The organism is Actinorugispora endophytica, from assembly GCF_004363075.1.
Lineage (GTDB): Bacteria > Actinomycetota > Actinomycetes > Streptosporangiales > Streptosporangiaceae > Actinorugispora > Actinorugispora endophytica.
The window spans coordinates 1-25,379 of sequence record NZ_SNYN01000031.1; the positions used below are offsets into that span (position 1 = coordinate 1).

21 protein-coding genes and 1 pseudogene are annotated in these 25,379 nt (G+C 73.4%); 11 read left to right on the plus strand and 11 right to left on the minus strand.

Annotated features, from left to right (window positions below; all coding sequences use genetic code 11):
• Positions 1-77: 77 nt before the first annotated feature.
• The 4 genes from EV190_RS21760 (at position 78) to EV190_RS21775 (ending at position 3,969) form a co-directional block, all read left to right on the plus strand.
• On the plus strand, positions 78-1,028 hold the full coding sequence (locus EV190_RS21760) for a transcriptional regulator (protein WP_133743474.1): 951 nt from the start codon (positions 78-80) through the stop codon (positions 1,026-1,028).
• Between the two features lie 273 nt (positions 1,029-1,301).
• Positions 1,302-2,138 (plus strand): CPBP family intramembrane glutamic endopeptidase, encoded by an 837-nt coding sequence (locus tag EV190_RS21765; protein ID WP_133743475.1) that lies wholly within the window; start codon positions 1,302-1,304, stop codon positions 2,136-2,138.
• Positions 2,135-3,313 carry a sensor histidine kinase gene (locus EV190_RS21770; protein ID WP_133743476.1) on the plus strand — a complete coding sequence of 393 codons (1,179 nt, stop codon included), beginning with the start codon at positions 2,135-2,137 and terminating at the stop codon, positions 3,311-3,313. Before EV190_RS21765 ends, EV190_RS21770 begins: the two co-directional genes overlap by 4 nt.
• On the plus strand, positions 3,310-3,969 hold the full coding sequence (locus tag EV190_RS21775) for a response regulator (RefSeq protein WP_133743477.1): 660 nt from the start codon (positions 3,310-3,312) through the stop codon (positions 3,967-3,969). The genes EV190_RS21770 and EV190_RS21775 overlap by 4 nt, the downstream gene beginning before the upstream one ends.
• 25 nt (positions 3,970-3,994) lie before the next feature.
• Here EV190_RS21775 and EV190_RS21780 read toward each other — a convergent pair whose 3' ends face one another.
• From EV190_RS21780 to EV190_RS21795, 4 genes and pseudogenes are all read right to left on the minus strand, one after another.
• Entirely contained in the window at positions 3,995-5,170 is a 1,176-nt protein-coding gene (locus tag EV190_RS21780; protein ID WP_133743478.1) for a hypothetical protein, read from the minus strand.
• Positions 5,171-5,449: 279 nt separating this feature from the next.
• Positions 5,450-6,358 carry a hypothetical protein gene (locus EV190_RS21785; protein WP_243742720.1) on the minus strand — a complete coding sequence of 303 codons (909 nt, stop codon included), beginning with the start codon at positions 6,356-6,358 and terminating at the stop codon, positions 5,450-5,452.
• 286 nt (positions 6,359-6,644) lie between these two features.
• Positions 6,645-7,700 carry a CU044_5270 family protein gene (locus EV190_RS21790; RefSeq protein WP_133743479.1) on the minus strand — a complete coding sequence of 352 codons (1,056 nt, stop codon included), beginning with the start codon at positions 7,698-7,700 and terminating at the stop codon, positions 6,645-6,647.
• Positions 7,701-7,827: 127 nt separating this feature from the next.
• Positions 7,828-8,265: pseudogene (locus EV190_RS21795) on the minus strand (RNA polymerase sigma factor); the annotation flags it as partial.
• 441 nt (positions 8,266-8,706) lie between these two features.
• On the opposite strand from EV190_RS21795, the gene EV190_RS21800 reads away from it, so the two are divergent.
• The 6 genes from EV190_RS21800 (at position 8,707) to EV190_RS21825 (ending at position 15,442) form a co-directional block, all read left to right on the plus strand.
• Complete coding sequence (locus tag EV190_RS21800) at positions 8,707-9,861, plus strand: Gfo/Idh/MocA family protein (RefSeq protein WP_133743480.1); 1,155 nt, start codon at positions 8,707-8,709, stop codon at positions 9,859-9,861.
• Entirely contained in the window at positions 9,858-11,024 is a 1,167-nt protein-coding gene (locus EV190_RS21805) for a dihydrodipicolinate synthase family protein (protein ID WP_133743481.1), read from the plus strand. The genes EV190_RS21800 and EV190_RS21805 overlap by 4 nt, the downstream gene beginning before the upstream one ends.
• Positions 11,021-11,920 carry a sugar phosphate isomerase/epimerase family protein gene (locus EV190_RS21810; protein ID WP_133743482.1) on the plus strand — a complete coding sequence of 300 codons (900 nt, stop codon included), beginning with the start codon at positions 11,021-11,023 and terminating at the stop codon, positions 11,918-11,920. The genes EV190_RS21805 and EV190_RS21810 overlap by 4 nt, the downstream gene beginning before the upstream one ends.
• Positions 11,921-12,005: 85 nt before the next feature.
• On the plus strand, positions 12,006-12,911 hold the full coding sequence (locus EV190_RS21815) for a 5-dehydro-4-deoxyglucarate dehydratase (RefSeq protein WP_133743483.1): 906 nt from the start codon (positions 12,006-12,008) through the stop codon (positions 12,909-12,911).
• Positions 12,912-12,917: 6 nt separating this feature from the next.
• Positions 12,918-14,009, plus strand: a complete 1,092-nt coding sequence (locus EV190_RS21820; RefSeq protein WP_133743484.1) for a mandelate racemase/muconate lactonizing enzyme family protein — start codon at positions 12,918-12,920, stop codon at positions 14,007-14,009.
• Between the two features lie 191 nt (positions 14,010-14,200).
• Positions 14,201-15,442 carry an erythromycin esterase family protein gene (locus EV190_RS21825; protein ID WP_133743485.1) on the plus strand — a complete coding sequence of 414 codons (1,242 nt, stop codon included), beginning with the start codon at positions 14,201-14,203 and terminating at the stop codon, positions 15,440-15,442.
• A 482-nt stretch (positions 15,443-15,924) separates the two neighbouring features.
• Here the strand turns inward: EV190_RS21825 and EV190_RS21830 are convergent, their stop codons facing one another.
• The 5 genes from EV190_RS21830 to EV190_RS21850 form a co-directional block, all read right to left on the minus strand.
• Entirely contained in the window at positions 15,925-17,475 is a 1,551-nt protein-coding gene (locus EV190_RS21830; protein WP_133743486.1) for an FAD-dependent oxidoreductase, read from the minus strand.
• 105 nt (positions 17,476-17,580) lie between these two features.
• Positions 17,581-18,627, minus strand: a complete 1,047-nt coding sequence (locus EV190_RS21835) for a LacI family DNA-binding transcriptional regulator (protein WP_133743518.1) — start codon at positions 18,625-18,627, stop codon at positions 17,581-17,583.
• A gap of 72 nt (positions 18,628-18,699) precedes the next feature.
• A complete protein-coding gene (locus EV190_RS21840) occupies positions 18,700-19,614 on the minus strand; it encodes an NAD-dependent epimerase/dehydratase family protein (RefSeq protein ID WP_133743487.1) in 915 nt (304 codons plus the stop codon).
• 37 nt (positions 19,615-19,651) lie between these two features.
• Positions 19,652-20,515, minus strand: a complete 864-nt coding sequence (locus EV190_RS21845) for a DUF6807 domain-containing protein (protein WP_133743488.1) — start codon at positions 20,513-20,515, stop codon at positions 19,652-19,654.
• A complete protein-coding gene (locus tag EV190_RS21850) occupies positions 20,512-21,669 on the minus strand; it encodes a Gfo/Idh/MocA family protein (protein ID WP_243742721.1) in 1,158 nt (385 codons plus the stop codon). Before EV190_RS21850 ends, EV190_RS21845 begins: the two co-directional genes overlap by 4 nt.
• A 98-nt stretch (positions 21,670-21,767) precedes the next feature.
• Here EV190_RS21850 and EV190_RS21855 point away from each other — a divergent pair, with 98 nt between their 5' ends.
• The gene (locus EV190_RS21855) at positions 21,768-23,297 is read left to right on the plus strand and encodes an aldehyde dehydrogenase (NADP(+)) (RefSeq protein ID WP_133743490.1); all 1,530 of its coding nucleotides are present in this window, start codon (positions 21,768-21,770) and stop codon (positions 23,295-23,297) included.
• A gap of 59 nt (positions 23,298-23,356) precedes the next feature.
• Here the strand turns inward: EV190_RS21855 and EV190_RS21860 are convergent, their stop codons facing one another.
• Together EV190_RS21860 and EV190_RS21865 are read right to left on the minus strand one after the other, a co-directional pair.
• The gene (locus EV190_RS21860; RefSeq protein WP_133743491.1) at positions 23,357-23,830 is read right to left on the minus strand and encodes a general stress protein; all 474 of its coding nucleotides are present in this window, start codon (positions 23,828-23,830) and stop codon (positions 23,357-23,359) included.
• A 191-nt stretch (positions 23,831-24,021) separates the two neighbouring features.
• Positions 24,022-25,365 carry a Gfo/Idh/MocA family protein gene (locus EV190_RS21865; RefSeq protein WP_279536632.1) on the minus strand — a complete coding sequence of 448 codons (1,344 nt, stop codon included), beginning with the start codon at positions 25,363-25,365 and terminating at the stop codon, positions 24,022-24,024.
• Positions 25,366-25,379 lie beyond the last annotated feature (14 nt).

Consider the following 25,379-nt stretch of genomic DNA (forward strand, 5'->3'; position numbering starts at 1 on the left):
GCCGGACGAACTCCCACTCGGCATCCGACAGTTCATGACGACGTATCACGACACCATGATCCACCAGCGGCGATCATTTGAAAACACTACCTAGGACGCTGGAAGCGGAGCCCCCGCCGTCGGAACCCTCCTCTGCTGACGGGCCGAGGCTGATCACGCGCATCGACGACCGGCTCGACCACCTGCGTCGCCTGGACGACGAGCTGGGCAGCGGCGATGTGCTGGCGCTGGCCCGCGGAGAGTTAGGGCTCATCGTCAACCTGCTCCGCTCAGGGCGCCTGCGCGGCGGTGCGCAGAACCGCCTGTACGCGCTGGCCGCCGAAGCCTCCCGGCAGGTGGCGTGGGCGGCGTTCGATCAGGGCCGCACCGGTACGGCCGCCCGATACTTCGACGGGGCGTTTCGTGCCTCTGCCGAGGCGGGCGATCCGATCAGCGGCGCCTACGCCGCGAGCTTCGCCGCGATCCAGTGCTATTCCACCGGGCATGGCGACCGTGCCCTGAACCTGCTGGAGACGGCCAGCGGCCAGGTGCGGTGGAAGGCCACGCCGCGCATGCAGGCGATGCTCGCAGCCCGCACCGCCCGGGCCTTGTCCACCACCGGCGATCGGCGCGCCTGTGCCCGCCAGTTGCATCTGGCCCGCACCGCCCTGGACAAGGGGGCGTCCGAGGACGATCCGGCGTGCCTGTACTGGGTGACCGAGGGCGAGATCGAGATGATCGCGGGCTCATCGGCCTTGCGCCTGGGAGACCCCGCCGAAGCCCTGCGCCGGTTCGGGGCGGCCATGGAGGCGTCCTACCCCGGTGATGAGGAGTACCCGCGCACCCACGCCATCTACCTGGCCCGCGCCGCCGAGGCACATCTGGCCCTGCACGATCTGGACGCCGCTGTGGAGGCCGGGCGGCACGCGAGCCGGTGTCTGGGAGGCGTGGACTCGGCCCGGTCATCCTCCGAGCTTCAGGGGCTGCGGACGAAGCTCCGTGCGCACCACTCCCACCCCGGGGTACGCGATTTCCTCCAGGCCGGCTAGCCTCGCTCCTTCGCTGAGATCAGCTTGGTGGAGCACTGTGCCAGGACGGGTCTGCGATACGGATGTGCATGCCCAGGGCAGCGCCGAGCCGTTCGGTTTGACGGGTGTCCACCGGCGTCCCGGGGAGGGGCGGCGCCGGGCCGTCAGTGGGGTTTGTCCCCCATGCGAGCTACGTGCAGGTGTCCACCGAGTGGTGACGACTCCAGGCTGCCGGATCCGTAGTGTTCAACGCTGTCGCGGTGCTTCGGCCGCGAATCCGGTAAAGGAGTTTTCGTGAGATTCGTTTGGCAGTTCGCGGCCGTCGCGGCGGTCGCCCTCATCGGCAGCCAGGCTTCCTACGCGCTGCAAGAGAACCCGTGGTTCACGCTCGTCCTGGGCCTCTTGACGGCCGTGCTTACGTTGCTCGTCTACAGGTGGGTGGTGCGGCGGACCGAGCGCCGCCCGGTTACTGAGGTGGCCCGGGAGGGCGCGGGGGCCGCGATCGGCCGGGGGACGCTGATCGGCGTCGCGCTGTTCGTGGCCGTCATCGTGAGCATCGCCTTTCTCGGAGGCTACGAGATCAGCGGCCTGGGCTCGGTGACGGGCGCGTTGGGGCTGTTCGGCTTCATGGCCGCCGCCGCCGTGACGGAGGAGGTGATATTCCGCGGCGTCCTGTTCCGGATCATCGAGGAACGCACCGGCACGTGGATCGCGCTGGTGCTGACCAGCGTGCCGTTCGGCCTGCTGCACCTGGTCAACCCGCACGCCAACCTGTGGGGCGCCATCGTCGTCGGGATCGAGGGCGGCGCTATGCTCACCGCCGCGTACATCGCCACCCGTAACCTGTGGGTGCCGATCGGCCTGCACTTCGGTTGGAACTTCGCCGCGGGCGGCATCTTCAGCACCGAGGTCTCGGGCAACGACACCCAGCAGGGGCTGCTGGACGCCGCGACGTCGGGCCCGATGCTCATCACCGGCGGAGACTTCGGCCCGGAGGGAAGCCTGTTCGCGGTGCTGTTCTGTGTGCTGGTGATGATCGCGTTCGTGTGGCTGGCCCACCGGCGCGGCCACCTGGTGCCCCGCCGTCGGCGTGCCGACCGGGCCGGCGCCGGCACTACACTTCCTCAGTGATCAATCGTCGGCGGGTTCTTGAGTCGTGGCGCCGGTTCGGCGCCACGGTCTGGTACCTCCCGTTCGGGCTGCTGCTCTTCGCCGGGTCGTTCCTGCCGGCACTCCACAGCCAGGGGACCCAGCTCGGCGGCCTGCCGCCCCGTCCCTTCGACGTGCTGGCCGTCGTGGCGATCGCCCTCGAATGCCTTCCGCTTGCCGTGCGCAAGCGGTGGCCGGTCGTCTGCCTCGCCCTGGTGTCTCTCGGCTTCGCCGTCGACCAGCTCCGCGGCTACCACTCGCTCGCGGGCGTCGCGCTGCCCATCGCGCTGGTGAGCGTGGGGTCCCTTCTGGAACGGTACCGGCGCACCACCGCACTCCTGTTCTCCATGGCGTACGTGCCGCTGGCGGTCGCGCTTTTCTGGCTCGGCTCGGAGGAGTCGCCGGGCGGGCCTCCGGGCGAGACGCCGAGCGGGTTCGTGACGTTCTACCTGGCGCTGGCCTTCGCGTGGGGGATCGGGACGTGGCTGCGCTCCACCCGGGCCGCGGAAGCCGAACGCCGTCGTCGCGTCGCCGAGGACACCCGCGCCGCCGAGCGCGCCCGCATCGCCCGCGAGCTCCACGACGTCGTGACCCACCACGTGACGGCGATGGTCGTGCAGGCCGAGGCGGCGCGGTACCTGACCGCCGTGCCCGACCGCCTCGACCAGACCCTGACCGCCGTCACCGACACCGGTCGGCGGGCCATCACCGACCTGCGGCACCTGCTCGACCTGCTCAACCCCGACCACGGCACCGGGGCCAGGACGCCGCCTGTCGGCAGGCTCGTCACACTCGTGGAACAGACGCGCCAGGCCGGGCAGCCGGTGGAGTTCACCGAGGAGGGCGCGCCGGCGGAGTCGAGCGGCAGCGCCTACCTCGTGGCCCACCGGGTCGTGCAGGAGGCCCTGACGAACGCGCTCAAGCACGCGCACGGCAGCCGCACCTCGGTCCGGGTGCGCCACAGCGAAAGGGAGATCACCGTGGAGGTCGACACGGACGGCTCCGGTTCGAAGGGCGGAGCCCCCGGCGGGAGCGGGCGGGGGCTCGCGGGTCTCCGCGAACGGGTCGACGTGCTGGGCGGCGACTTCAGCGCGGACCGGCAGCCGGGCGGCGGCTTCGCCGTGCGGGCGCGCATACCCGCGGGGGGCCTGTCGTGACCGCGCCGATCCGGGTCCTGGTCTGCGACGACCAGGTGCTGATCCGCACCGGGCTGACCACGATCATCGACGCCCAGCCCGACCTCGAGGTGGTGGGCGAGTGCGGGGACGGGCAGGCCGCCGTCGACCTCGGTGGTCGGCTGCGGCCGGACGTCGTGGTGATGGACGTGCGCATGCCGGTGCTCGACGGCATCGAGGCCACCCGCCTGCTGGCCGGCGCCGGGGTGTCGCATCCCGTCAAGGTGCTCGTGGTGACGACGTTCAACCTGGACGAGTACGTCTACGAGGCGTTGCGCGCGGGGGCGAGCGGGTTCCTGCTCAAGGACGCTCCGCCGGCCCAGCTGCTGCACGGCATCCGGACCGTGGCCGCGGGCGCGGCCCTGCTGGACCCCGAGGTGACACGCCAGCTCGTGGGCAGGTACGCGGCCCGGATCAGGCCCGCCGAGGACACGACGCATGACAGCCCGCTGACCCCCCGCGAACTGGAGGTCCTCCGCCTCATCGCGGACGGCCTCTCCAACAGGGAGATCGCCGCGACCCTCGTGTTGAGCCAGGAGACCGTCAAGACCTTCGTGTCGCGCATCCTCGCCAAACTCGCGCTCCGCGACCGCGTCCAAGCGGTCGTCTACGCCTACCGCCACGGCCTGGTGACCTGACGCGCCGCGCGGGCGCCGGAGCGGGTCACACGCCGAGGACGTTTCCCGGGTGATCGGTCCACAGGCGGTGGTCGCCGGTCGTGGTGACGGTCAGTCCGAGCCGGTCCCGGCCGGGGCTGCCCGCGGCTTCCCAGGCCGTGTGGGCCGCCTCGATCTCGGCCCACAGGTCCCGGGGGCCGTACCGGTGCGCCTCGTAGTCGTTCCGGCCGGGCACGAACTCCCCGACGGCCCAGGAGCCCGCCCGGTCGTAGACGTAGACGGTGGCCTCGCCGCTGCCCTCGGGGCCGTCGTAGCGGCCGTAGGCCAGGCCGGGGACCAGCAGGCCGACGACCAGGTCGCGTCCCGGGTCGCGGTCGGACAGCAGGGCGGGGGAGAACCCGATCCGCTCGTCGGCCACGCCGGGAGCGTCCTCGTCCACGAAGTCCCACAGGCCGCCGGTGACGCGCTCCTGGCGCAGCCCCATGAACCCCGCGTCGCCCAGAATCGGGCCGCTCGCGGTCCCGTCGTCGCCGACGGTGAGGCGTACCAGGACGCCCGAGGTGTAACCGGTGGTCCACGGCGTCACGATCAACCCGCCGGGGCGGGTCTGGGTGATCCAGGCCGCGGGGACGCGCCGCGCGGCGACCGTGGCCAGGACCCGGTCGAAGGGCGCGCGTTCGGGCACTCCCAGCGCGCCGTCGCCGACCACCAGGCGTGGTGCGTGCCCGGTGGCGTTCAGGTTCGCCGCGGCCTGCTCTCCCAGGACCGGGTCGATCTCGACCGAGGTGACGTTCCGAGAGCTGAACCGCTCGCACAGCAGCGCGCAGTTGTACCCGGTGGCCGTGCCGATCTCCAGGACCGTCTCGTCCCCGCGGGCCCCGAGGGCGTCCAGCATCCCCGCGACCAGGGACGGCTGGGAGGCCGCGCTGGTGGGGAGCAGGCCCCGGCCGTCGGGCCCGGCGGGTTTCCCGTCGTCGACCTGGGTGACCACCGCCGCGTCCACGTAGGCGTTGTCCCACCAGTACGGATCGGAGCGGGGCACCGGGACCCACTGGTCCTCGTCCAGGGCGTCGGGGGCCCAGATCGGGTCGGGGAGGAAGCGGTGGCGGGGGACGCGCTCGAACACCGTGTGCCAGGCCGGATCGGAGAGGTGCCCGGAGGCGGCCAGTTCTCGTGTCAGTGCGGCGGGCCGGCCGTCGGGGGCGGAGGGGGTGGAGGTCACTTCGGACCGGTCTTCTCTCCGCCACCGCCGTGCGGGGTCGGTTTCTGGCCGTCCTGCTCGGGCTTGGGGGTGGATCCGCTGTCGACCGGCTTGTCCTGGTTGCCGTGGCTGCCCATCGTGTCCTCCTCGGGGAGAGAGCGCCGGGACGACGCTGACCGTGCGGTGGCGGTGGTCCGTTCCAGGGGTGGCCGCTTCGGAGCGGAAAAGCCGGAACGGACCACCGCCACGGGTGTGTTTCCGCCGGTCCGCGGAGGACGGCGTCCTCCGCGGACCGGCGGCTCAGGCGAACAGGTCCTCGGCGGTCTCGGCGGTGGCGGACCGGCGTACCCAGGTGATGAGCTGCTCGGCGTCGGCGCAGGAGGAGACCCGCTCACGTACGGAGTCGGAGACCTCGATCCCGCGTGCCTCCAGGACCAGCAGCACGTCCTCGGCCCGCCCCTCGGCCCGCCCCTCGGCTTTTCCTTCGGCCTTTCCTTCGGCTTTTCCCTCGCGGAAGGGACGGCCGATGAACTCGGTCTTGAACTCGTAGGCGCCCAGGTTCACGGTTTCCTCCAGATATTTCCTGGCCGCGGCGGGCAGCGCCGCGAGCACGTAGTCAGAATACAAAGTGGTCCTCGACCGGTCGAGGACGTCGAATGCGGGCAGCAGCGCGTCCAGGACCGCTCGGTCGCTGGAATGGTGCATCGCGGCGGCCAGGATCGCCAGTTCCGGGTTCGCCCTGGCTTCCTCGGCATCGGTGACCGGTTTCAGGTCGGACGTTCCCAGGACGAGCGGCGTTTGCGTCATGTGGCCGAGACCCAGGTCGATCGGCGTCGCGCACCAGCGGGCCACCGTCTCGGACGGTGTCAGGACGAGCAGCGCCACCGGGCAGCCCAGCCTGGCCCGGATGTTGGCCACGTACACGGGCCAGCTGAAGCGTTTCCGGGCGTCACGTCGGGACTGGTACTCGATGACGATCGCCAGGGCCGGTTCCGCCCTGTCCCCGCCGGAGTCCGGGCTGTTCTCGAGGACGACGACGGAGTCGGCCCGAAGCTCCGGAGGGGCGGTGGTGGTGGCGTCGCCCGACTCGCACCGGGCCCGGGTGAATTTCGGGAGGGCGCTCCCGCAGACGTGGTCGAGAAGGCTGGCTGCCAGGTCCGGGGAGTGCCGGATGAGATCGAGGGGGAATTCGTGGTCGAGAGACGGCATGGGAAGACGATAAGCCGAATTGGGGGAGTGTTTCCAGTCGGAGAATGAAATGCACGAATATATTCGTTGTTTCACTTCTGAAAAGTGGAAAACTGTCGAATATTTGTATTGAGGCGTGCTTGTCCGTGCAGAATCGTTGCTTGCCGTGACTGCCCGCGCGTTCTTTCGCTCTCTCCTTTCGGAGACCCAGCGGCTCGGGCCGGCGGGCCTCCTCCGGGGGCGCGGCGCGGACGGCCGCCCCGCTCCTCGCGGGGCGGCCGTCCGCGCCGTCGTCGGGTGTCGGGGGTCAGGGGATCTGCTTGACCTCGGCGACCCAGGCGCTGGCGACCAGGACGGTGTAGTTGTTCACCTGCGGCAGCTCGCCCGGGGTGGGCGCGTCGCTCTCCATCAGGACGGTCTCGTGGTAGAGCGGCATCCCGGTGTCGGGGGCGAACATGACGCGCCGCTGCAGGAGGCCGCCCTCGACGCTCTCGGTGTCCTCGGTCAGGAAGAGCAGCCCCGAGCGGCCCTCGCGGTCGGTGGCCTCTCCGGCGAACCGGACGTCGTCGCGCCCGGCGAGCATCCGCAGGACGGCGCCCTGCTCGGCGGGGGTGACCGGCCGCTCGCCGTAGAGCTCCTGGAGCGCGGAGAACAGGGTCGCGGTGCTGGTGCTGTCGGTGTCCCAGATCTCCGGGAGCTGGGCCTCCAGCGCCCCGGGGTCGGTGGCCAGCTCGCCCGGCTCCCAGGTCATCGCCAGCCCCTCGTCCATGCCGTCGCTCTCCGACGGGCCCTGCTCGAACAGCGACAGGACGGGGTCGGCGTCCCCGGACAGGTGCTCGGCGGGCTGGGGGGCCTCGACGGAGTAGCCCGCGTCCTGCGAGGCCGAGCGCCAGACCTGGTGGTCGACCGGCGCGATGCCCCAGCCGAACTCGTCGGTGTCGGCGTCCTGCACCCAGGTCAGGGTCCACTGCGCGGTGCGCACGTAGGCGACGTCGCCGGCGGGCGCGGGCTCGGGCCGGGCCTCGGCCGTCTCCGCCAGGGCCAGCAGCTCCTCCCGGGCGCCCTCCAGGTTCGCGGGGGTCACCGACAGGGGGGCCGGCGGCGGACCGGCGTAGGCGCTGTCCGCGGGGTTCACGGCGAGTACCCCGATCATGGCCAGCGCCGCCGCGCACGCGGCGGCGCCGAGGGCGGCGAGGCGCCACCGGGCCTTGGACGCCCCGATGCGCGCCCCCGGGGTGCGGGCGCCGCCCATCGCCAGGGCGTCGACGCGGGCCCGGGCGCGCTGGTCGGCGTCGACCCGGACGGCCGCGGCGGGGTCGAGGGGGGCGAGCAGGTCGCGCACGGCGCGCTCGTCGGTGTTCATCGCTTCTCCTCCACGGGAACGAGCAGGGCGGTCTCGGGTCGGGGGCGGGGGCCGGGGGCGGGTCGGCCAGGAGCCGTTCGATGCGTTTGCGCGCCCGGTGCAGGCGCACCCGGGCGGTGGTGACCGTGCAGCCCAGGGTCCGCGCGGCGGCGGGCACGTCCAGGCCCTCCCAGGCCAGGAGCATCACCAGCTCGCGGTCGCCGGGCTTGAGCCGGTCCAGCACCGAAAGGGCGGTCTGGCGGTCCAGGACCAGGTCGGCGCTGTCGGCCTCGGTGAGCGCGGTGGACCACTGGCCCTCGAACGCGCCGAACACCTCGCCGCGCCTGCGCGTCTGGCGGAACCGGGCCAGGACGACGTTGCGGGCGACGCCGTACAGCCACGGCAGGGGCTCGTTCCGGGGGACCTTGTCGAAGCGGGCCCAGACCAGGCCGAAGGTCTCGGCCGCCACGTCGTCGGCGTGGTCGGGGCCCATCCGACGCCACGCGTAGCGGTAGACGCCGTCGTAGTACCGCTCGAAGAAGAGGGTGAACGTCCCTCTGTCGGACGCGTCGTCGTCTCGTGTCATCGCTTTCCTTCCGTGCGACTGCGCACTCTTATGTCGCGGGGAAGGGGTTCGTTACAGCGCCGCCGCGGATTCTTCGGATCGGGCGCCCGGGGACCGTCCGCGCGGCCGGGAGCCGGGACCGCCCGGAAACACGGGCGGGCGCTTTCCCGGCCGGGGAAAGCGCCCGCACCGGGCGTCGGCCGGGGCCACGCGGGCGGCCACGGTCCCTGCTGGTGGGGCGGCCGGGGCGCGGGACGGGGCCGGACGAATATAGCGCCGATCGCCGACAGGGCCGTCGACCGCGCCCGCCCCGGCCCCGGGGGACGTGTCCGGGTCCCGTCGGAGCGGGTTCGTACCGCTCACACGGTGTGGGGAAGGGGGAGGAGAGAAAACGGCACTGGCGTTCCGAGGCGGTTTGCCGTACCTTGGAAAGCGCTTTCACAAGGAAGGGTGGGACGACATATGGGTGATCACGTGCTGGGTATCGCCATGAACGGCGTCACTGGACGCATGGGATACCGCCAACACCTGACGAGGTCGGTTCTGGCGATCCGGGACGCCGGCGGAGTGGTGCTCCCGGACGGCTCCCGGGTGATCCCCGAACCGGTACTGGTCGGGCGCTCCGAGCAGAAGCTGCGCGAGATCGCCGAGCGGCACGGGATCGAGCGGTGGACCACCGACCTGGACTCGGTGCTCTCCGACGACTCGATCGAGGTCTACTTCGACGCCCAGATCACGCACGCCCGCGAGGCCGCGGTGCGCGCGGCCATCGCCGCGGGCAAGCACATCTACGTCGAGAAGCCGACCGCGAGCACACTGGGCGCGGCCCTGGAGCTGGCCAAGCTGGCCCGCGATGCGGGCGTCAAGAACGGCGTCGTGCAGGACAAGCTGTTCCTGCCCGGCCTGCTCAAGCTGCGCCGCCTCGTGGACAGCGGCTTCTTCGGCCGGATCCTGTCGATCCGCGGCGAGTTCGGCTACTGGGTGTTCGAGGGCGACTGGCAGCCCGGCCAGCGCCCCAGCTGGAACTACCGCTCCGAAGAGGGCGGCGGCATCGTGCTGGACATGTTCCCGCACTGGCACTACGTCCTGGAGCACATCTTCGGCCCGGTCCGCTCGGTCACCGCGCACACCGCCACGCACGTTCCCGAGCGGTGGGACGAGAAGGGGCAGCGCTACACGGCCACCGCGGACGACGCCGCGTACGGGTTCTTCCAGCTGGAGGGCGGGATCGTCGCGCAGATCAACTCCTCCTGGGCGGTGCGCGTGGACCGCGACGAGCTCGTGGAGTTCCAGGTGGACGGCACGCACGGCAGCGCCGTGGCGGGGCTGCTCGAGTGCCGCGTCCAGCACCGCTCGGTCACCCCCAAGGCCGTGTGGAACCCGGACGCCGCCGACCCCGGGCGCTACCGCGAGCAGTGGGAGCGGGTGCCCGACAACGAGGACTTCCCCAACGGCTTCCGCGCCCAGTGGGAACTGTTCCTCAAGCACGTGCGGACCGACGCGCCCTTCCCGCACGACCTGCTCTCGGGCGCGCGCGGGCTCCAGCTCGCCGAGGCCGGTCTGAGCTCGGCGGAGACCGGCCGCACGGTGGAACTGGAAGAGGTCGTGCTGCCATGAGCTCCCTGACCCTGCGGCTCCCCGGCGCCGAGGGCGTCCTGGAGCCGTACACGGCGGGCAGAGCGCCCATCGTGCCCACGGTGAAGGGGGCCCCGCGCTCGCGGACCGCCTACGCCGCCGCGCACGTCGTCGCCGACCCCCTGGCCGCCAACGCGCCCGGGAAGCCCGCCCGGCTCGACTGGGAGGCGACCCTGGCGTTCCGGCACCACCTGTGGGACCTGGGCCTGGGCGTGGCCGACGCGATGGACACCGCCCAGCGCGGGATGGGGCTGGACTGGCCGGCCACCGCCGAGCTGATCCGCAGGTCGGGCGCCGAGGCCGCGGGGCGGGACGCGGCCCTGGTCTGCGGGGTCGGCACGGACCAGCTCGGGCCTGGGCACGCCTCCTTGGAAAGCGTTATCACGGCGTACGCGGAGCAGTTGGAGGTCGTCGAGGGGGCCGGGGCCACGCCCGTGCTCATGGCCAGCCGCGCGCTCGCGGCCGCCGCGCAGGGGCCCGACGACTACGCCAAGGTGTACGGCCGACTGCTGTCCCAGGTCAGCGGGCCCGTCATCCTGCACTGGCTCGGCACCGCCTTCGACCCGGCGCTGGCCGGGTACTGGGGCTACGACGACCCGGCCGAGGCGATCGAACCGGTCGCCGCGCTCATCGCCGAGCACGCCGGGGCGGTGGACGGGATCAAGGTGTCGCTGCTGGACGCCTCCCTCGAGGTGCGCCTGCGCAACCTGCTCCCCGAGGGCGTCCGGATGTACACCGGCGACGACTTCAACTACCCCCAGCTGATCCTGGGTGACGCCGACGGCTACTCGCACGCGCTCCTGGGCGTGTTCGCGGCCATCGCGCCCGCGGCGGCCGAGGCGCTGGCCGCCCTCGACGCCGGCGACACCGACCGCTACACCGCCCTGCTGGAGCCGACCGTTCCGCTGGCGCGGCACCTGTTCGCCGAGCCGACGTACTACTACAAGACCGGGATCACCTTCCTGGCCTGGCTCAACGGGCACCAGAGCGGCTTCACCATGGTCGGCGGCCTGCACAGCGCCCGCGACCTGCCGCACCTGGCCGCGGCGTTCCGACTGGCCGACGCCGCCGGGGTCCTGACCGACCCCGAGACGGCGGTGGCGCGCATGCGCGCGCTGCTGGACGTGGCGGGGGTGGAGCGGTGACCGCGGTCCAGGACACCCCCGTGCTCGACGTTCCCTCGGGCGCGCCCGCGGCCGTGGCCACGCCGCTGCCGGGAGACCCGCGCCTGGCGCGGCTGTCGCTCAACCAGGCCACCGTCAAGTACTGGAGCCTGGCCGAGGCCGTGCAGGGGTGCCTGCGCGCGGGGCTGCCCGCGATCGGCCTGTGGCGCGAGCCGGTGGCCGAGGCGGGGCTGGCCGCCTCGGCCAAGCTGGTGCGCGAGTCGGGGCTGCGCGTCTCCTCCTACTGCCGGGGCGGCTTCCTCACCGGGGCCGACCGGGCGGGCGCGCTGGACGAGAACCGGCGCGCCATCGACGAGGCCGCCGAACTCGGAGCGCCGTGCCTGGTGATGGTGGCGGGCGGGCTCCCCGAGGGCGACCGCGACCTGCCGGGCGCGCGCGCCCGCGTCGTCGACGCCATCGGCGAACTCGCGCCGTACGCCGCGGAACGGGGCGTACGGCTGGGACTGGAGCCGCTGCACCCGATCTTCTGCGCGGACCGCGCGGTGCTGTCCACGCTGGGACAGGCGCTGGACATCGCCGAGCGGTTCGAGCCCGAGGCGGTCGGCGTGGTCGTGGACGCCTACCACGTGTGGTGGGACCCGCAGGTCTACGACCAGATCGCCCGCGCGGGCGCGGGCGGGCGCATCGTCTCCTACCAGGCGTGCGACTGGGTGCTCCCGCTTCCCGAGGACGCCCTGCTGGGCCGCGGGATGGTCGGCGACGGACACGCCGACGTGGGCGGGCTGCGCCGGGCCGTGGACGCGGCGGGCTACACCGGCGACATCGAGGTCGAGATCTTCAACGGCGACATCTGGGCGGCCGACGGGGACGAGGTCATCGCGACCCTGGCCCGCAGGCACGTGCAGTACGTCGTCTGACGTAAGGAAACCGCAAGGCGCGACAAGGCGCGGCAGCAGTCCGGGGGCGTGAGGACGCCCCCGGACCCGTATGTGAGGAGTTCCCATGGATTTCGACGGAATCCTGTTCTTCCCGCTCACCCCCTTCGACGAGCGGGGAGCGGTCAACGAGGCCGAGCTGGAGCGACACATCGGCTCGGGTCTGGAGCACGGGGCCGGCGGCGTGTTCGCGGCGTGCGGAACGGGTGAGATCCACGCGCTCTCGGCCGACGAGCACGCCCGCGTCGTGGCCCGCGCGGTCGGCGTCACCGGGAAGCGGGTGCCGGTGGTCGCCGGAGCGGGCGGCAGCGTCGGCACCGCCATCGAGCAGGCCGCCGCGGCCCGCGACCTGGGCGCCGACGGCATCCTGCTGCTCCCGCCGTACCTGGTGGGTGCGCCCCAGCGCGGCCTGGTGGAGTACGTCAGGACCGTCGCGGAGGCGGTGGACATCCCCGTGATCGTCTACCAGCGCGGCACCATGGTGTTCACTCCCGACAGCGCCGCGGCGCTCGCCGGGATCCCCTCCGTGGTGGGCTTCAAGGACGGCGCGGGCGACCTGGGGCTGATGCGCCAGATCGTGCTGGCCGTGCGCGAGCGGCGCGGGCCGGACTTCACGTTCTTCAACGGCCTGCCCACGGCCGAGCTCACCTTCGACGCCTACCGGGGCGTGGGGGTGCCGCTGTACTCCTCGGCGGCGTTCGCGTTCGCGCCCGAGGTCGCGAGCGCCTTCTACACCGCCGCGCACGCGGGCGACCCGCTGGCCGAGACCCTCGTGAAGGTGTTCTACGACCCGCTGGTCAAGCTGCGCGACCGCTCCGCCGGGTACGCGGTCTCGCTGGTCAAGGCGGGCGCCCGGCTGCGCGGGGCCGACATGGGCGGGGTGCGCGCGCCGTTCGTGGAGCCGACCGAGGCCGAGGTCGCCGAGCTGGGCGCGATCATCGACGCCGGTCTGGCCGCGATCAAGGAGGGCTGAGCCCCGATGCTCATCAGCGAGATCACCGCCGAGGCGTACCGGCTGCCGCTGCACCGGGCCTGGGACGGCGGGGTGGACCACAACGATGTGGTGGTCACCCGGGTGGTCACCGACACCGGGGAGACCGGCACCGGGTTCGCCTGGACGCCGCTCATCGGGGCCCGGGCGGTGCTCGCGCTGCTGCGCGACGACTGCCCGGCCGCGCTGCTGGGCCGGGCCGCCGTCCCCGGCCCCCGCTGGGACGACCTGCGCTGGCACCTGCGCGAGGCGGGCACCAGCGGGCTGACCACGATGGCCGCCGCCGCCGTGGACATCGCGCTGTGGGACCTGTCCGCGAAGGCGGCGGGCCGCGGCCTGGTGGACCACATCGGGCGGCGTCGGGACACCGTGGGGACCTACGGCAGCGGCGTGAACCTGGACTACGACCTGGACGCCCTGCTGGAGCAGGTCCGCGGCTGGCTGGCGGCGGGGCACCGGGCGGTCAAGATGAAGGTGGGCTCGCCGGAGCTGGAGCGCGACGTCGAGCGGGTGGCGGCGGTGCGGGAGCTGATCGGCCCGGACCGGCTGCTCATGCTGGACGCCAACCAGCGCTGGGACCTGCCTACGGCCGTGCGGGCGCTGGCCGCGTTCGAGCGGTTCGACCCGTACTTCATCGAGGAGCCGCTGCCCGCCGACGACCTCGACGCGCACGTCCGGCTGCGCTCGCGCACCCGGATCCCGTTCGCGATCGGGGAGAACCTGCGCACCGCCGCGGAGTTCGACGCGGCGATCGACGCCGGGGTGTGTGACTTCGCCCAGCCCAACGCGGTGCGCGTCGGCGGGATCACCCCGTTCCTGCGCATCGCGGGGTCGGCGGCGCGCCGCGGCGTGCCGGTGGCCCCCCACCTGCTGCCGGAGCTCTCCACGCAGCTGGGGCTGTGCGTGCCGAGGGTGGCGATGGTCGAGGACATCGACCGCGCGTCCTTCGCCGCGCTGGGCGCGCTGGCCGGGCCCAGCGGGGTGGAGTTCGCGGCGGGCGCCGCCCGCGCCGAGACCGCCCCGGGCCACGGCCTGTCCTTCGCCACCACCCTCACCCCGGTCCCGGGGACGGCCCCCTAGCCGAACACGTCCCCGACCGGTCGAGCCCGGCGCCCCGCCTCCGTATTGGCCACGGAGACGGGGCGCCGGGTCGTTTCCCGGTGTCCCGGGCCGACCGATCTGAGGCACCCGCCGTTTGAAGGTTTCGCCCCGAGGCTCCGCTGGAATCGCGGAAAAGCCTCAATCGAAGGTTCAAAGATACCGTTGAAGGCATGGCTACTGGAACCAAGGACAGCGCCCATGCCGTCGAGGCCGCCGCCGTCATGAGGCTGCTCCCGGCCCGGCCGCGGCTGCTCGCCCTGGGCGAGCCCACCCACGGCGAGGACACCCTGCTCGACCTGCGCAACGAGCTCTTCCGGCAGCTCGTCGAGCAGGAGGGCTACCGGACGATCGCGATCGAGAGCGACTGCGTGGCGGGCCTGGTCGTGGACGACTACGTCACCTCGGGCACGGGCACCCTCGACGAGGCCGTGGAGCGCGGGTTCAGCCACGGCTGGGGCGCCTCCGCGGCCAACCGCGAGCTCGTGCGCTGGATGCGCGCCTACAACGACGGCCGTCCCGCGTCCGAGCGGCTCCGCTTCGCCGGTTTCGACGGCCCGCTGGAGATCACCGGCGCCGCGAGCCCCCGGCAGGCCCTCACCGCGCTCCACGGCTACCTCGCGGCCCGGGTGGACGCGGACCTGCTCCCCTGCACCGCGGAGGCACTCGACCGCCTGCTCGGCGCCGACGACCGGTGGACCGAGCCCGCCGCGATGACGGACCCGTCCCGGTCCGCGGGGCGGTCGGCCGAGGCCGGGGAGCTGCGGCTGCTCGCCGACGACCTGGTGGCGCTGCTCGACGAGCAGACGCCGCACCTGATCGCGGCGACGTCGCGGGAGGAGTGGGACCGGGCGCGCCTGTACGGGCGCACCGCGACCGGCCTGCTGCGCTACCACCGCTGGATGGCCGACGCCTCACCGGCCCGCATGACCCGGCTGGTGGGAGTGCGGGACCAGATGATGGCCGACAACCTCCTCGCCGTCGCCGAACGGGGCCCGGCACTCGTCCACGCCCACAACTCCCACCTCCAGCGGGGGAAGAGCGCGATGCGGATGGGCGGGGCGCCGCTGGAGTGGTGGGGTGCCGGCGCGATCGTGAGCGCCCGGCTCGGCGAGGAGTACGCCTTCGTGGCCACGGCCCTCGGCACGATCCGGCACCAGGGAGTGGACACGCCGCCGCCGGACACCGTCGAGGGGCTCCTGTACGCGCTCCCGCAGGACCGCTGCGTCGTGGACGCCCGCCGACTGGCCGCCGTCCTCGCCGACGCGCCGCCCGCCGCCCGGGTGTCCCCCTGGTTCGGCTACGCCCCGCTCGACCCGGCCCACGTGGCCGACCTGGACGGCATCGTGTTCGTCAAGGACGTCCCGCAGGTGGAGAACGCGGAGCCGTGGTCTGATGGGGTTGGTGAGGTCTGACCCGGAGTATTTTCCCTGGTCAGCAAGAAAACCCGGTATCGATGGGCGCCGCTGAGGGACGATTGGGCCTGGTCGGTGTGCTTGCTTTGTGCCTGCCGATGACTGGTCGGGACCGAGTCCCGGGCTCGCCGCCACCACGCCCGGAGTCACCATTCTCTGCTGTCAACGATGTGTGTTTCTTGGGGCTTCTGAAACCGCTCGCGCTTGCCGGTCACGAGCCGTCTGCTTCTCGCTTCTCCTTGGGGCGATGAGGACCCCCGCCACCGGCAGCTGGGGGCCGTGGTCCACGTTGCTACCCCTCACCGGGGCGATGAGGACCTCAGCTGGGTGTTGGTGGCGCGGTAGAACCGGATCGTCCTCATCGCCCCGGTGAGGGGTAGCAACGTCATGACCAGGCCGGGGCGGCGCAGTGTGCTCACCCGACCGAAGGCAGCCGACGGGCGTCCGGGCCGCACGCGGGGCACGGACGGCCCGTCCGCGCCCTACTGCCCGCCGTCCCCGTCGGACGGGGGCAGGTCCAGGCGTTCCAGCGGGCGGGTGGCGGGGCCCTCCAGGACCGACCCGTCCACGGCGAAGCGCGAGCCGTGGCACGGGCACTCCCAGGCCCGCTCCCCGGCGTTGAACCCCACGAGGCAGCCCAGGTGGGTGCAGCGCGCGGACAGCGCGTGCGCCGTGCCGTCCTCGTCGCGGTAGACGGCGCGGCGCCGCCCGCCCAGGCGCACGACGGCGCCGGTCCCCGGCGGGATGTCGGCGACCGAGTCGACGTGGGTGGTGGTGAGCCGGTCCCCGACGAAGTGCCTGGCCACCGAGGCCTGGAGCGCGAGCAGCGCGGGCGCCTCGCGCAGCGGCTTGAGGCGGCGCGGGTCGTACAGGTCCGCCCACGGCGGCCTCTCCCCGCCGGTGATGAGCGCGGCCAGCAGCCGCCCGGACATGACGCCCCCGCTCATCCCCCAGGCGCCGTAGCCGGTGGCGACCCACGTGTGCCTCGCGCCGGGGTGGAAGGGCCCGACGTAGGGCACGTGGTCGGTGGTGTGGTTGTCCTGTGCGGCCCAGCGGTGGGTGATCTCGGGGACGCCGAAGCGCTCGCGGGTCCAGGCGGCCAGCCGCACGTAGAGGTCCTCCACGTCCCCCGTGCCGGGTTTGAACGACTCGCCCGTGACGATGAGTAGCCGCCGCCCCGGGCCGTAGGGCGCGGTGCGCACCGAGCGGGTGTTCTGCTCCGGGGTGATGTAGACGCCGAGCGGGGCGCGGTCGGCGGCGATCGGCGCGGCCACGACCAGCTCGCGGCGCGGCTCCAGCCGGGAGAACAGCAGCGCGCGGTCGAACACCGGGTAGTGCGTGGCCACGACGACGTCGCGCGCGGTGACCGTCGCCCCGTTCTCGGTGGTGAGGCGGCACGGCTCGCCCTCGTCCAGCCCCGTCACGCGGGTGCGCTCGTAGACGCGCCCGCCCCGGCCGGCCAGGTCGGCGGCCAGCGCCAGCAGGTACTTGCGCGGGTGGAACTGGGCCTGGTCCGCCACGCGGACCGCGCCCGCCACCGGGAACGGCAGGCCCGTGTCGGTCGTGAACGCCGCCGCGAGCCCGGCCTCGCCCGCGGCGTCGACCTCGGCGCGCACCTTCTCGACCTGGTCGTCGGACTCGGCGTAGCCGTAGGCCGGGACGCGTTCCAGATCACAGTCGATCCCCAGTTCGGCGGACACGCGGGCGACGTGCTCGACGGCGTCCTGCTGGGACCGCGCGTACAGCCGCGCCCCCTCCGCGCCGTGCGACCCGCGCAGCGTCGCGTAGAGCAGGCCGTGCAGCGCGGACAGCTTCGCCGTCGTGTAGCCGGTGGCGCCCGCCGCGATCCGGTCGGCCTCCAGGACCGCGACGGATCGGCCCGCGCGGGTGAGCTCCCACGCCGTGCACAGGCCCGCGACGCCGCCGCCGACCACGGCGACGTCGACCTCGGTGTCGCCGTCCAGGGCCGCGTAGGGCGCGGGGGGAACGGATTCCATCCAGTACGACTCGTATGTTCCGGGCAGGGTCGTCATGCGCCCCCCACTGCCCCGGACACCCGGGAACGAACACGCGGCGGTTCCGCTGATCTTGACCTTTTCGGGGTCACAGCCGCCTCCGAGACCCCGGAAAGGTCAAGATCAGCGGGAAGAGGAGGCGCGCGCGGGCGGGGCGGTGCTGTCCCGGGCGACGACCTCGCCGTTGACCGAGATCACGCGGGGCTCGTCGGCGGGCTCCTCGCGCAGGGCCAGGCGGGCGGCCTCCTCGCCCATCCACTCCAGGGGCAGGCGCACGGTCGTCAGCGCCGGGGTGAGGTCGCGCAGGGTGGGGATGTCGTCGAAACCGGCCACGGACAGGTCCTCGGGAACGCGCAGGCCCGCGTCGCGAAGGGCGGCCATCGCGCCGGTCGCCATGACGTCGTTGACGACGAACAGGCAGGTGGCGTCGGTTCCGGCGGCCAGCAGGCGGCGGGTGGACTCGTAGCCGCCGTCGCGGGTGAACGCGCCGTGCACCACGTTGTGGTGCGCCAGTTCGATGCCCGCGCCCGACAGCGCCGCGTGGAACCCGTCCAGGCGGTCGCGCGCGGTGCGCAGGTCGGTGGGCCCGGCCAGGATCGCGAACCTGCGGTGCCCCTGGGAGATGAGGTACCGGGCCAGCGCGGCGGCGCCGTTGTGGTTGTCGGGCACCACCGTGTCGGCGGGCAGCCCCTCCTGGGACACGCACGTGACGCGGCCGCCCTGCTTGGCGAACATGCCGATCTCCGCGGCGAGGCGCCGGTTGCTCTCCTCGTCGATGGACCGGCTGCCGACCAGGACCACGGCGCGGGCGCGGTGCGCGCGCAGCGTCGACAGCAGGTGGGTCTCGCGCTGGGGCGCGCGCCCGGTGGTGCCCAGGACCACGACCAGCCCCTCCTCCTCGGCGCGGTTGGTCACGCCCGCGGCGATGCTGGAGAAGTAGGGGTCGGAGATGTCGTGCACGATGAGCCCCACCAGGGAGCTGGTGTTGCGCGCCAGGGTCTGCGCCGAGGCGTTGGCGAGGTAGCCGAGTTCACGGGCGCTGGCGGTGACGCGTTCGCGCAGCTTCTCGCCGACCTGTCGGGTACTGCCGTTGATCACGCGCGACGCGGTCGCCAGCGAGACCCCGGCATGCCTGGCGACCTGCTCCAATGTCACGTATCCGGACTCCACGTCCTTGCCCTTCCCGCCGCGCGCCACCAGGAAAACTCTTTCCTATTCGAATCGTAGGGCAGCGGAGACCGTTCAGGCGTCCATGTCGGAGGCGGATGTGGCCGGAAGGGGGGCGAGTTCGGTGCGCCAGTGCCGTCGGGGACGCCAGCCCAGGGCCCGCTCGGCCGCGCCGGAGCTGAACGCGGCCCTGCCGTCGGCGAGCGCGTCGGCCAGGCCCTCGGTGCCCGGGTGGAAGCGGGGCAGCAGCTCGTTCAGGGGCCGCGTCGACAACGGGTCGTCGGCGACGGCGTTGAACATCTGTCCGTTGCGCACCCGGCCCGGGTTCTCCACGACCAGCGCGAACAGCTCGGCGGCGTCGCGGGCGTCGATGTAGTTGAACAGCGACCCGGCCGCCAGCTCGGGGTCGGCCAGGCGTTCGGCGAGCGTGTGCCCCAGCTGGGTGGGGGCGCCCGCCCACTCCTCGGGGGCGATCACGTACCCGGGGCGCACGGCCGAGAGCACGCAGTCGCCGCTGGTGCGGGCCAGGGTGCGCACGGTCTCCTCGATGATGGCCTTGCTCAGGCCGTAGGAGTGCCACGGCGCGACCGGGTGGGCCTCGTCGATGGGCAGGTAGCGGGGCTTCCAGCCGGGGGTGTTGTACCCGAACACGGTGGGGCTGGAGGCGGCCGTGGCCGCACGCGCGCCGCAGCCCACCGCGGCCGAGAGCACGGCCCAGGCCAGGCGGGTGTTGACGTCCAGGATCTCCAGGTCGGGGCGGCCGAAGGGGACCGCGATCCCCGCCAGGTGGATCACCCCCTCGGGGCGGGCCGCCGCGAACACCTCCTCGCGGGCGGCCTCGTCGAGCAGGTCCGCGACCACGTTCTCGACCCCGGGCAGGTCCGGGCCCGGGGCCAGGTCCACGGAGGTGACGTCGTGGCCGCGCTCGGACAGGGCCGTGACGACGCTGCGGCCGAGCCGGCCCGAACCGCCGGTGACGAGGACGCGCATGGGGTCCGCCTTCTTCCTTCGCTGGTGCTGGGGTGGGTCAGAGGAGTTCGCGGGCCGCGGCGACCAGGGACGCGACGTCGCTGGGGTGGCCGTCGGCGACCAGGGTGACGGTGCGGCGGGCGATCAGCCCGCCCGCGGGCAGGGGCAGCCGGGCGTCCCAGGCCAGGGAGGCGCCCACGCCCGGGTAGTCCCCGGCGCGCAGGAACCACGGGTCGCGCTCGGGGCCGTCCTGCAGGAACACGAGCGTCCAGGGGGCGTCGCCGGCGTACCCGGCCAGGGCCAGCCAGTCGGCGCGCGAGCCGTGCAGCGCCTCCTCGCCCTCCAGGCCGGGGCCGAAGCAGCGCGGCGGGTGGGCCGCGACGGGCGCGCGCCAGAAGAACCCGCCGTACCCCGCGCCGGGGCGGCCGTTGGTGGCGGGGCTGCCGATGCTCAGGTCGCGCCCGCTGGTGTTGCGCAGCCGCGTGGTCAGGTCCAGGGCCCAGGTACGCGCGTCCACGGAGAGCGCGGCCAGGACGCGCTCCTCGGACAGCATCTCGGCGCCCGAGGTGTCGGTCCAGGACAGCAGTTCGGTGCGCGCGGAGTCGGCCTCGGCGAGCCACTCGACGTGCTGCTGGCGGCCGTGGTTGTCCAGCAGCACCGACCCGCGGTCGGGGGTGAAGGTGCGCCCGCCCCAGAAGCTCGTCCCGGACACGTCCGGCACGGCGACGCTCACGCCCAGATGGTGCAGGTGGTCCTCGGGCAGCGTCTCGGTGACGACCGTTCCCGCCAGGGTGCGCACCGGGTGCAGGTAAGGGCGGGGCGAGAGCACCGGGTCGACGGTCGCTCCGCTGTCGTAGTCCGCGACGGCGGAGCCGTCCAGGAGCAGCCGCGCGAGCGGGGCGGGGGCGGGGGAGGAGGTCATGGGGTCACCTTCGCTGCGGGCGCCCACGGGACGCCGATCTCGGAGAACAGGGCCATGTGCTCGGCGCTGCGGTGGACGAGGTCCTCGACGCCCCGGATCACGCGGTGCACCCCGTCGTCCTGGGTGGAGACGTCCTGGGCCCACTCGGGGACGGGAGCGGGGTCGGGGGCGCGGCGTACCGCGTCGAGCACGGTCATGAAGCCGCGCGTCCGCGCCGGGGGGACCAGCAGCGGCTCGCCCCCGCGCAGGTGCGCGACGAGGTTCTCCAGCAGGTCGGTGCGCGGGTGCGTGGTGGTGACGGGCTCGCGGCCGGGCCGCTCCAGGGTGACGCGGTCCAGGGTGTACTCCAGGACGATCCGCCCGGCGCTGCCGTGCACGGTCAGGCGGGGGGCCCGGTGCTCGGCGGCGCACAGGGTCACGGCCACCGTGATCGGGGTGCCGTCCGGGGCGTGCAGCCGCACGCAGGAGGTGTCGTCGCTCTCGATGTCGTGGGCGTGGAACAGCTCCAGCTCGATGTCGCCGGACACCGACCGGTCCGCCCCGGCCACGGCCAGGGCAGTGGCCACGGCGTGCGCGAAGGGGTTGGTCAGCGCGCCGTCCACCACGTCGCGGCCGTCCATGCGGCGGCGCCCCGCCCAGGCGGCGCGCTCGTAGTAGGACGAGGTGCGGATCCAGGTGCCCGCCCCGCCGATGCCGCGCACCTCGCCGATCGCGCCGTCGGCGACGAGGCCGCGCACCGCGTCCACGGCCGTCGATCCCAGGCTCTGGAAGCCCACCTGGCAGGCCAGGCCGGAGGCGTCGACGGCCGCGGTGAGCTCGTCGAACTCGGCCATGGTGGAGGTGGTGGGCTTCTCCAGCAGCAGGTGCGAGCCGTGCGCGAGGGCGGTCCTGGCCAACGGCAGGTGCGTGTGGATGGGGGTGACCAGGATGGTGATCGAGGCGCCGGTGCGGGCGAGCAGGTCGCCCAGTTCGGTGGAGCGCTGCACCTGGCCCAGGCCCTCGAGCGCGGAGTCGGGGACGGGGAGCCGGTCGCACACGCCCACCAGGCGCACCAGGCCGTCGTCGGACAGTCGCCGCAGGTTGTCCAGGTGCGACCGGCCGTGGCCGTGCACGCCTGCCAGTACCACCGGGACGGGTTCGGCTGCGAGGTTCACGACATCGACTCCTTCGGCTGATATCGTCATGGAAAGCGCTTGCCCAATTTAGGCGGCTTCGGAACGCAATGTCAACGAGAGGACGTGCGACCCACCCCATGGCAGACACAGCAGACGTCGTCAGCATCGATCCGCGCACCGGGACACCGGCGGAGACCGTCGCCGCGAAGACCACCGCCGAGCAGGTGGACGCGCTGTGCCGGGCCGCCGCCCAGGCCGCGCCGCTCCTCGCCGCGACCCCCCGCCTGGAGCGGGCCCGGATCCTGCGCGCCGTGGCCGCGGCCCTGGAGGCCGAGCGCGCCGCCATCGTCGCGCTGGCCGACCGCGAGACCGCGCTGGGCGAGACCCGCCTCAACGGGGAGCTCACCCGGACCTGCTACCAGTTCGAGCAGTTCGCCGTGATGCTGGAGGACGGCTCCTACCTGGAGGCCGTCATCGACCACGCGGGCGACACCCCCATGGGCCCCCGCCCCGACCTGCGGCGCATGCTCGTCCCGCTGGGCCCCGTCGCGGTCTTCGGTTCCAGCAACTTCCCGCTCGCCTTCTCCGTGCCCGGCGGCGACACCGCCGCGGCCCTGGCCGCGGGGTGCCCGGTCGTGGTCAAGGCGCACTCCTCGCACCCCGCCACCTCCAAGGCCTGCCACGACGCCATGACCGGGGCCCTGAGCGCCGCGGGAGCCCCCGAGGGCACCCTCGGGATCGTGTACGGCCAGAAGGCCGGCGCCGAACTGGTGCGCCACCCCGCGATCCAGGCGGTCGGCTTCACCGGGTCGCTCGGCGGCGGGCGGGCGCTGTTCGACATCGCCTCCTCGCGCCCCGACCCCATCCCCTTCTACGGGGAGCTCGGCAGCGTCAACCCGCTCGTGGTCACCCCCGGCGCGGCCGACGCCCGCGCCGAGGAGATCGCCAACGGGATCGTGGGCTCCTTCACCATGGGCGCGGGCCAGTTCTGCACCAAGCCGGGGCTGGTCTTCCTGCCCGAGGGCGGGGCGGGACGACGCCTGGGCGACGCCATCGCCGCCGCGGTGGCCGAGCGCGGCCCCGCCGTGCTGTTGAACGCCAACATCCAGCGCGACTACCAGGACCGCTGGGCGCGCGCCGCCGAGGACCCGTCGGTGGAGCGCCGCGCCGAGGGAGCGGCGGCCGACGAGCAGGGCTGGGGCGTGCCGGTGCGGCTGCTGGCCACCAGCGCCGCGGAGTTCACCGCGGAGACCGCCGAGGAGTGCTTCGGCCCGATCGCGGTCCTGGTGACCTACCGCGACTCCGACGAGGTCGCCCAGGCCCTGGCCAAGGTGCCCAACTCCCTGGCGGCCACGCTCATCGCCGAGGACGACGAGAAGTTCGCCGACGAGGTCGCGCCGGTGCTGCGGGGCCTGGCGGGGCGCCTGGTCTACAACGGCTACCCCACGGGCGTGGCCGTGGCCTGGGGGATGACGCACGGCGGCGCCTGGCCCTCGACCACCAACGCGCTGCACACCTCGGTGGGCATGACCTCGGCGCGCCGCTTCCTGCGTCCGCTGACCTGGCAGGACACGCCTCAGCGACTGCTTCCCGACGAGCTGCGCGACACCCCCGGAACCCCGCTGCCCCGCCGCGTGGACGGCCGCCTGGAGACGGCTGCCGGCTGAGGCGCGGAGCCCCCGGAGCGGACGGTCCCGCCGCGCGCGTCGCGCGGCGGGACCGGGGCTCACCGGAAGCGGGCCGCCTGCTCCTCGTGGGAGGCGTCGACGTACACGTCGTAGCGCTGGGCCTGCAGGGTCTGGACGCTGGAGAAGTCCCGCTGCCCTCCCGACGCCCAGTGCGCGGCGAATCCGAAGACCGCCCCCCACAGCGCGCCGATGACCAGGCTGAAGAGCAGCGTCCACAGCCACGCCGGCCCGACGGTGAACAGGCCGATCAGCAGGCCGACCAGCAGGCCGAACCAGGCCCCGGTGCCGGCGCCGGCCAGCGCGGCCCTGGCCTTGGTCATCCGCCCCGTGACCTGCTCCACCGTGCGGACGCCGTCGCCGATGATGCGTACGTGCTCCACGGGGAAGCCCGCGTCGGACATCCGGTCCACCAGCCGCTGGGCCTGGAGGTAGTCGGGGAAACTCGCGAGAAGCCGCTGCCCCTGCGGGGAGTGCGCGCCGTCGGCCAGGGGACCGAAACCGGGATCGGCCATCATCGCCTCCAAGGGTCGTCGCCGGCGCGCGAGGGCGTCGGCGGTGTACGGGGACGGGTCGGTAGTACCGTCTGCCCGCGCACCGGCAGGCCCAACCGCGCGGCCGCCGTGAGGCGCTGTCCCCCGCACCGGAAGGGCCCGGCCCCGACGACTCCGCCGGGGCCGGGCCGTGTTCCCGGAGGCCGTTCGGGTCAGCCCTTGAGCAGCTCCTCCACGACCACCGGCGCGCCCGAGGCGATCGAGGCGTTGGCGGCCAGGCCCGTCAGCAGCGCGTGCGCGCCGTCGGCGTGGTCCGGGCGGATGCCGTCGTCGCCGCCGCCGAACAGGGAGTCGAGCATCCGCGTGTCGCCGCCGCCGTGCGTGCCCTCGCCCACCGCGACGGGGATGTCCTCGGGCGGCGCCCAGTGGCGGCGCAGCCGCAGCCGCGCCGTCGTGCTCTCCTTGGGCGCGGGCATGCCGCGCACCGGGGTCGTCTCGTCCTTGTCGGGCGAGGTGTACGGGAACTCGGTCACGTCGAGCTCGAGGCGGCCCTTGCTGCCGGTGATGGCGATCCGGTAGCCCTCCCACGGCGCGTAGGCCGTGAGGTGGTAGCTGAGCTTGGCGCCCGAGGCGTAGCGCACCAGCACCGACATGTCGTCCTCGATGGTGATGCCGGGGCTGAAGACGTTCAGGTCGCGGCGGTAGCCGTCCTCGTGCTCGGCGTCCAGGTACAGCCTGGTCAGGTCCGGGCTGTCGCTCAGGTGCAGCGCGAACGGGTCGGCCTCGGCCGCGTCGCTTCCGTGGCCCCGCTCGTAGTCGGCGGCGAGGCCGTGGCGGCGGCCGTTCTCGTCGCCGTAGAAGAACAGGTCGCCCCAGGCGAACACCTCCCGGGGGCGCGAGTCGATCCACCAGTTGACGAGGTCGAAGTGGTGGCTGGCCTTGTGCACCAGGAGCCCGCCGGAGTTGGCCTTGTCGCGGTGCCAGCGGCGGAAGTAGTCCGCTCCGTGGCGCAGGTCCAGCAGCCACTCGAAGTGGACCGAGCCCACCTCGCCGATGACGCCCGAGCGCACGAGGTCGCGGAGCTGGCCGTGGACGGGGTTGTAGCGGTAGTTGAAGCCGACGGTGACCCGGCCGCCGGTGCGCTCCTGCGCGGCGTAGATGCGTCGGCAGCCCTCCAGGTCCGCGGTCATCGGCTTCTCGGTGATCACGTCGCGTCCGGCGTCGAGGGCGGCCACGATGTAGTCGGCGTGTGTGCGGTCGACGGTGCACACGATGACCTCGTCGACGGACTCGGCGTCGAGCATCCGGCTGAAGTCATCGGGGGAGTAGGTCGGGACGGGGTCGTGCCCGGCGTCCGTGACGATTCCGTTGTGCACGCCCATCCGGGTGGTGTTGGAGTCGCACAAGGCGACCAGCCGCCCCCGGTCCGCATGCGTGGTGACCAGCGCCTTCGTGTACATCCGAGCCCGTGATCCGGTGCCGACGATCGCGAACCTGCGGAGGGCGGGGCGGCCGGCGGCGGTGTCCTGTGCGGTGGGTGGAGTGATGTCGTTCACAGGGATCATGGTAA

Bases quoted from the DNA above. Each gene is read 5' to 3' on its own strand.
- EV190_RS21845 (WP_133743488.1), bottom strand. From the start codon at position 20,515: ATGACCTCCTCCCCCGCCCCCGCCCCGCTCGCGCGGCTGCTCCTGGAC.
- EV190_RS21785 (WP_243742720.1), bottom strand. From the start codon at position 6,358: ATGCCGTCTCTCGACCACGAATTCCCCCTCGATCTCATCCGGCACTCC.
- EV190_RS21820 (WP_133743484.1), top strand. From the start codon at position 12,918: ATGCTCATCAGCGAGATCACCGCCGAGGCGTACCGGCTGCCGCTGCAC.
- EV190_RS21790 (WP_133743479.1), bottom strand. From the start codon at position 7,700: ATGAACACCGACGAGCGCGCCGTGCGCGACCTGCTCGCCCCCCTCGAC.
- EV190_RS21830 (WP_133743486.1), bottom strand. From the start codon at position 17,475: ATGACGACCCTGCCCGGAACATACGAGTCGTACTGGATGGAATCCGTT.
- EV190_RS21855 (WP_133743490.1), top strand. From the start codon at position 21,768: ATGGCAGACACAGCAGACGTCGTCAGCATCGATCCGCGCACCGGGACA.
- EV190_RS21860 (WP_133743491.1), bottom strand. From the start codon at position 23,830: ATGGCCGATCCCGGTTTCGGTCCCCTGGCCGACGGCGCGCACTCCCCG.
- EV190_RS21825 (WP_133743485.1), top strand. From the start codon at position 14,201: ATGGCTACTGGAACCAAGGACAGCGCCCATGCCGTCGAGGCCGCCGCC.
- EV190_RS21815 (WP_133743483.1), top strand. From the start codon at position 12,006: ATGGATTTCGACGGAATCCTGTTCTTCCCGCTCACCCCCTTCGACGAG.
- EV190_RS21805 (WP_133743481.1), top strand. From the start codon at position 9,858: ATGAGCTCCCTGACCCTGCGGCTCCCCGGCGCCGAGGGCGTCCTGGAG.
- EV190_RS21800 (WP_133743480.1), top strand. From the start codon at position 8,707: ATGGGTGATCACGTGCTGGGTATCGCCATGAACGGCGTCACTGGACGC.
- EV190_RS21840 (WP_133743487.1), bottom strand. From the start codon at position 19,614: ATGCGCGTCCTCGTCACCGGCGGTTCGGGCCGGCTCGGCCGCAGCGTC.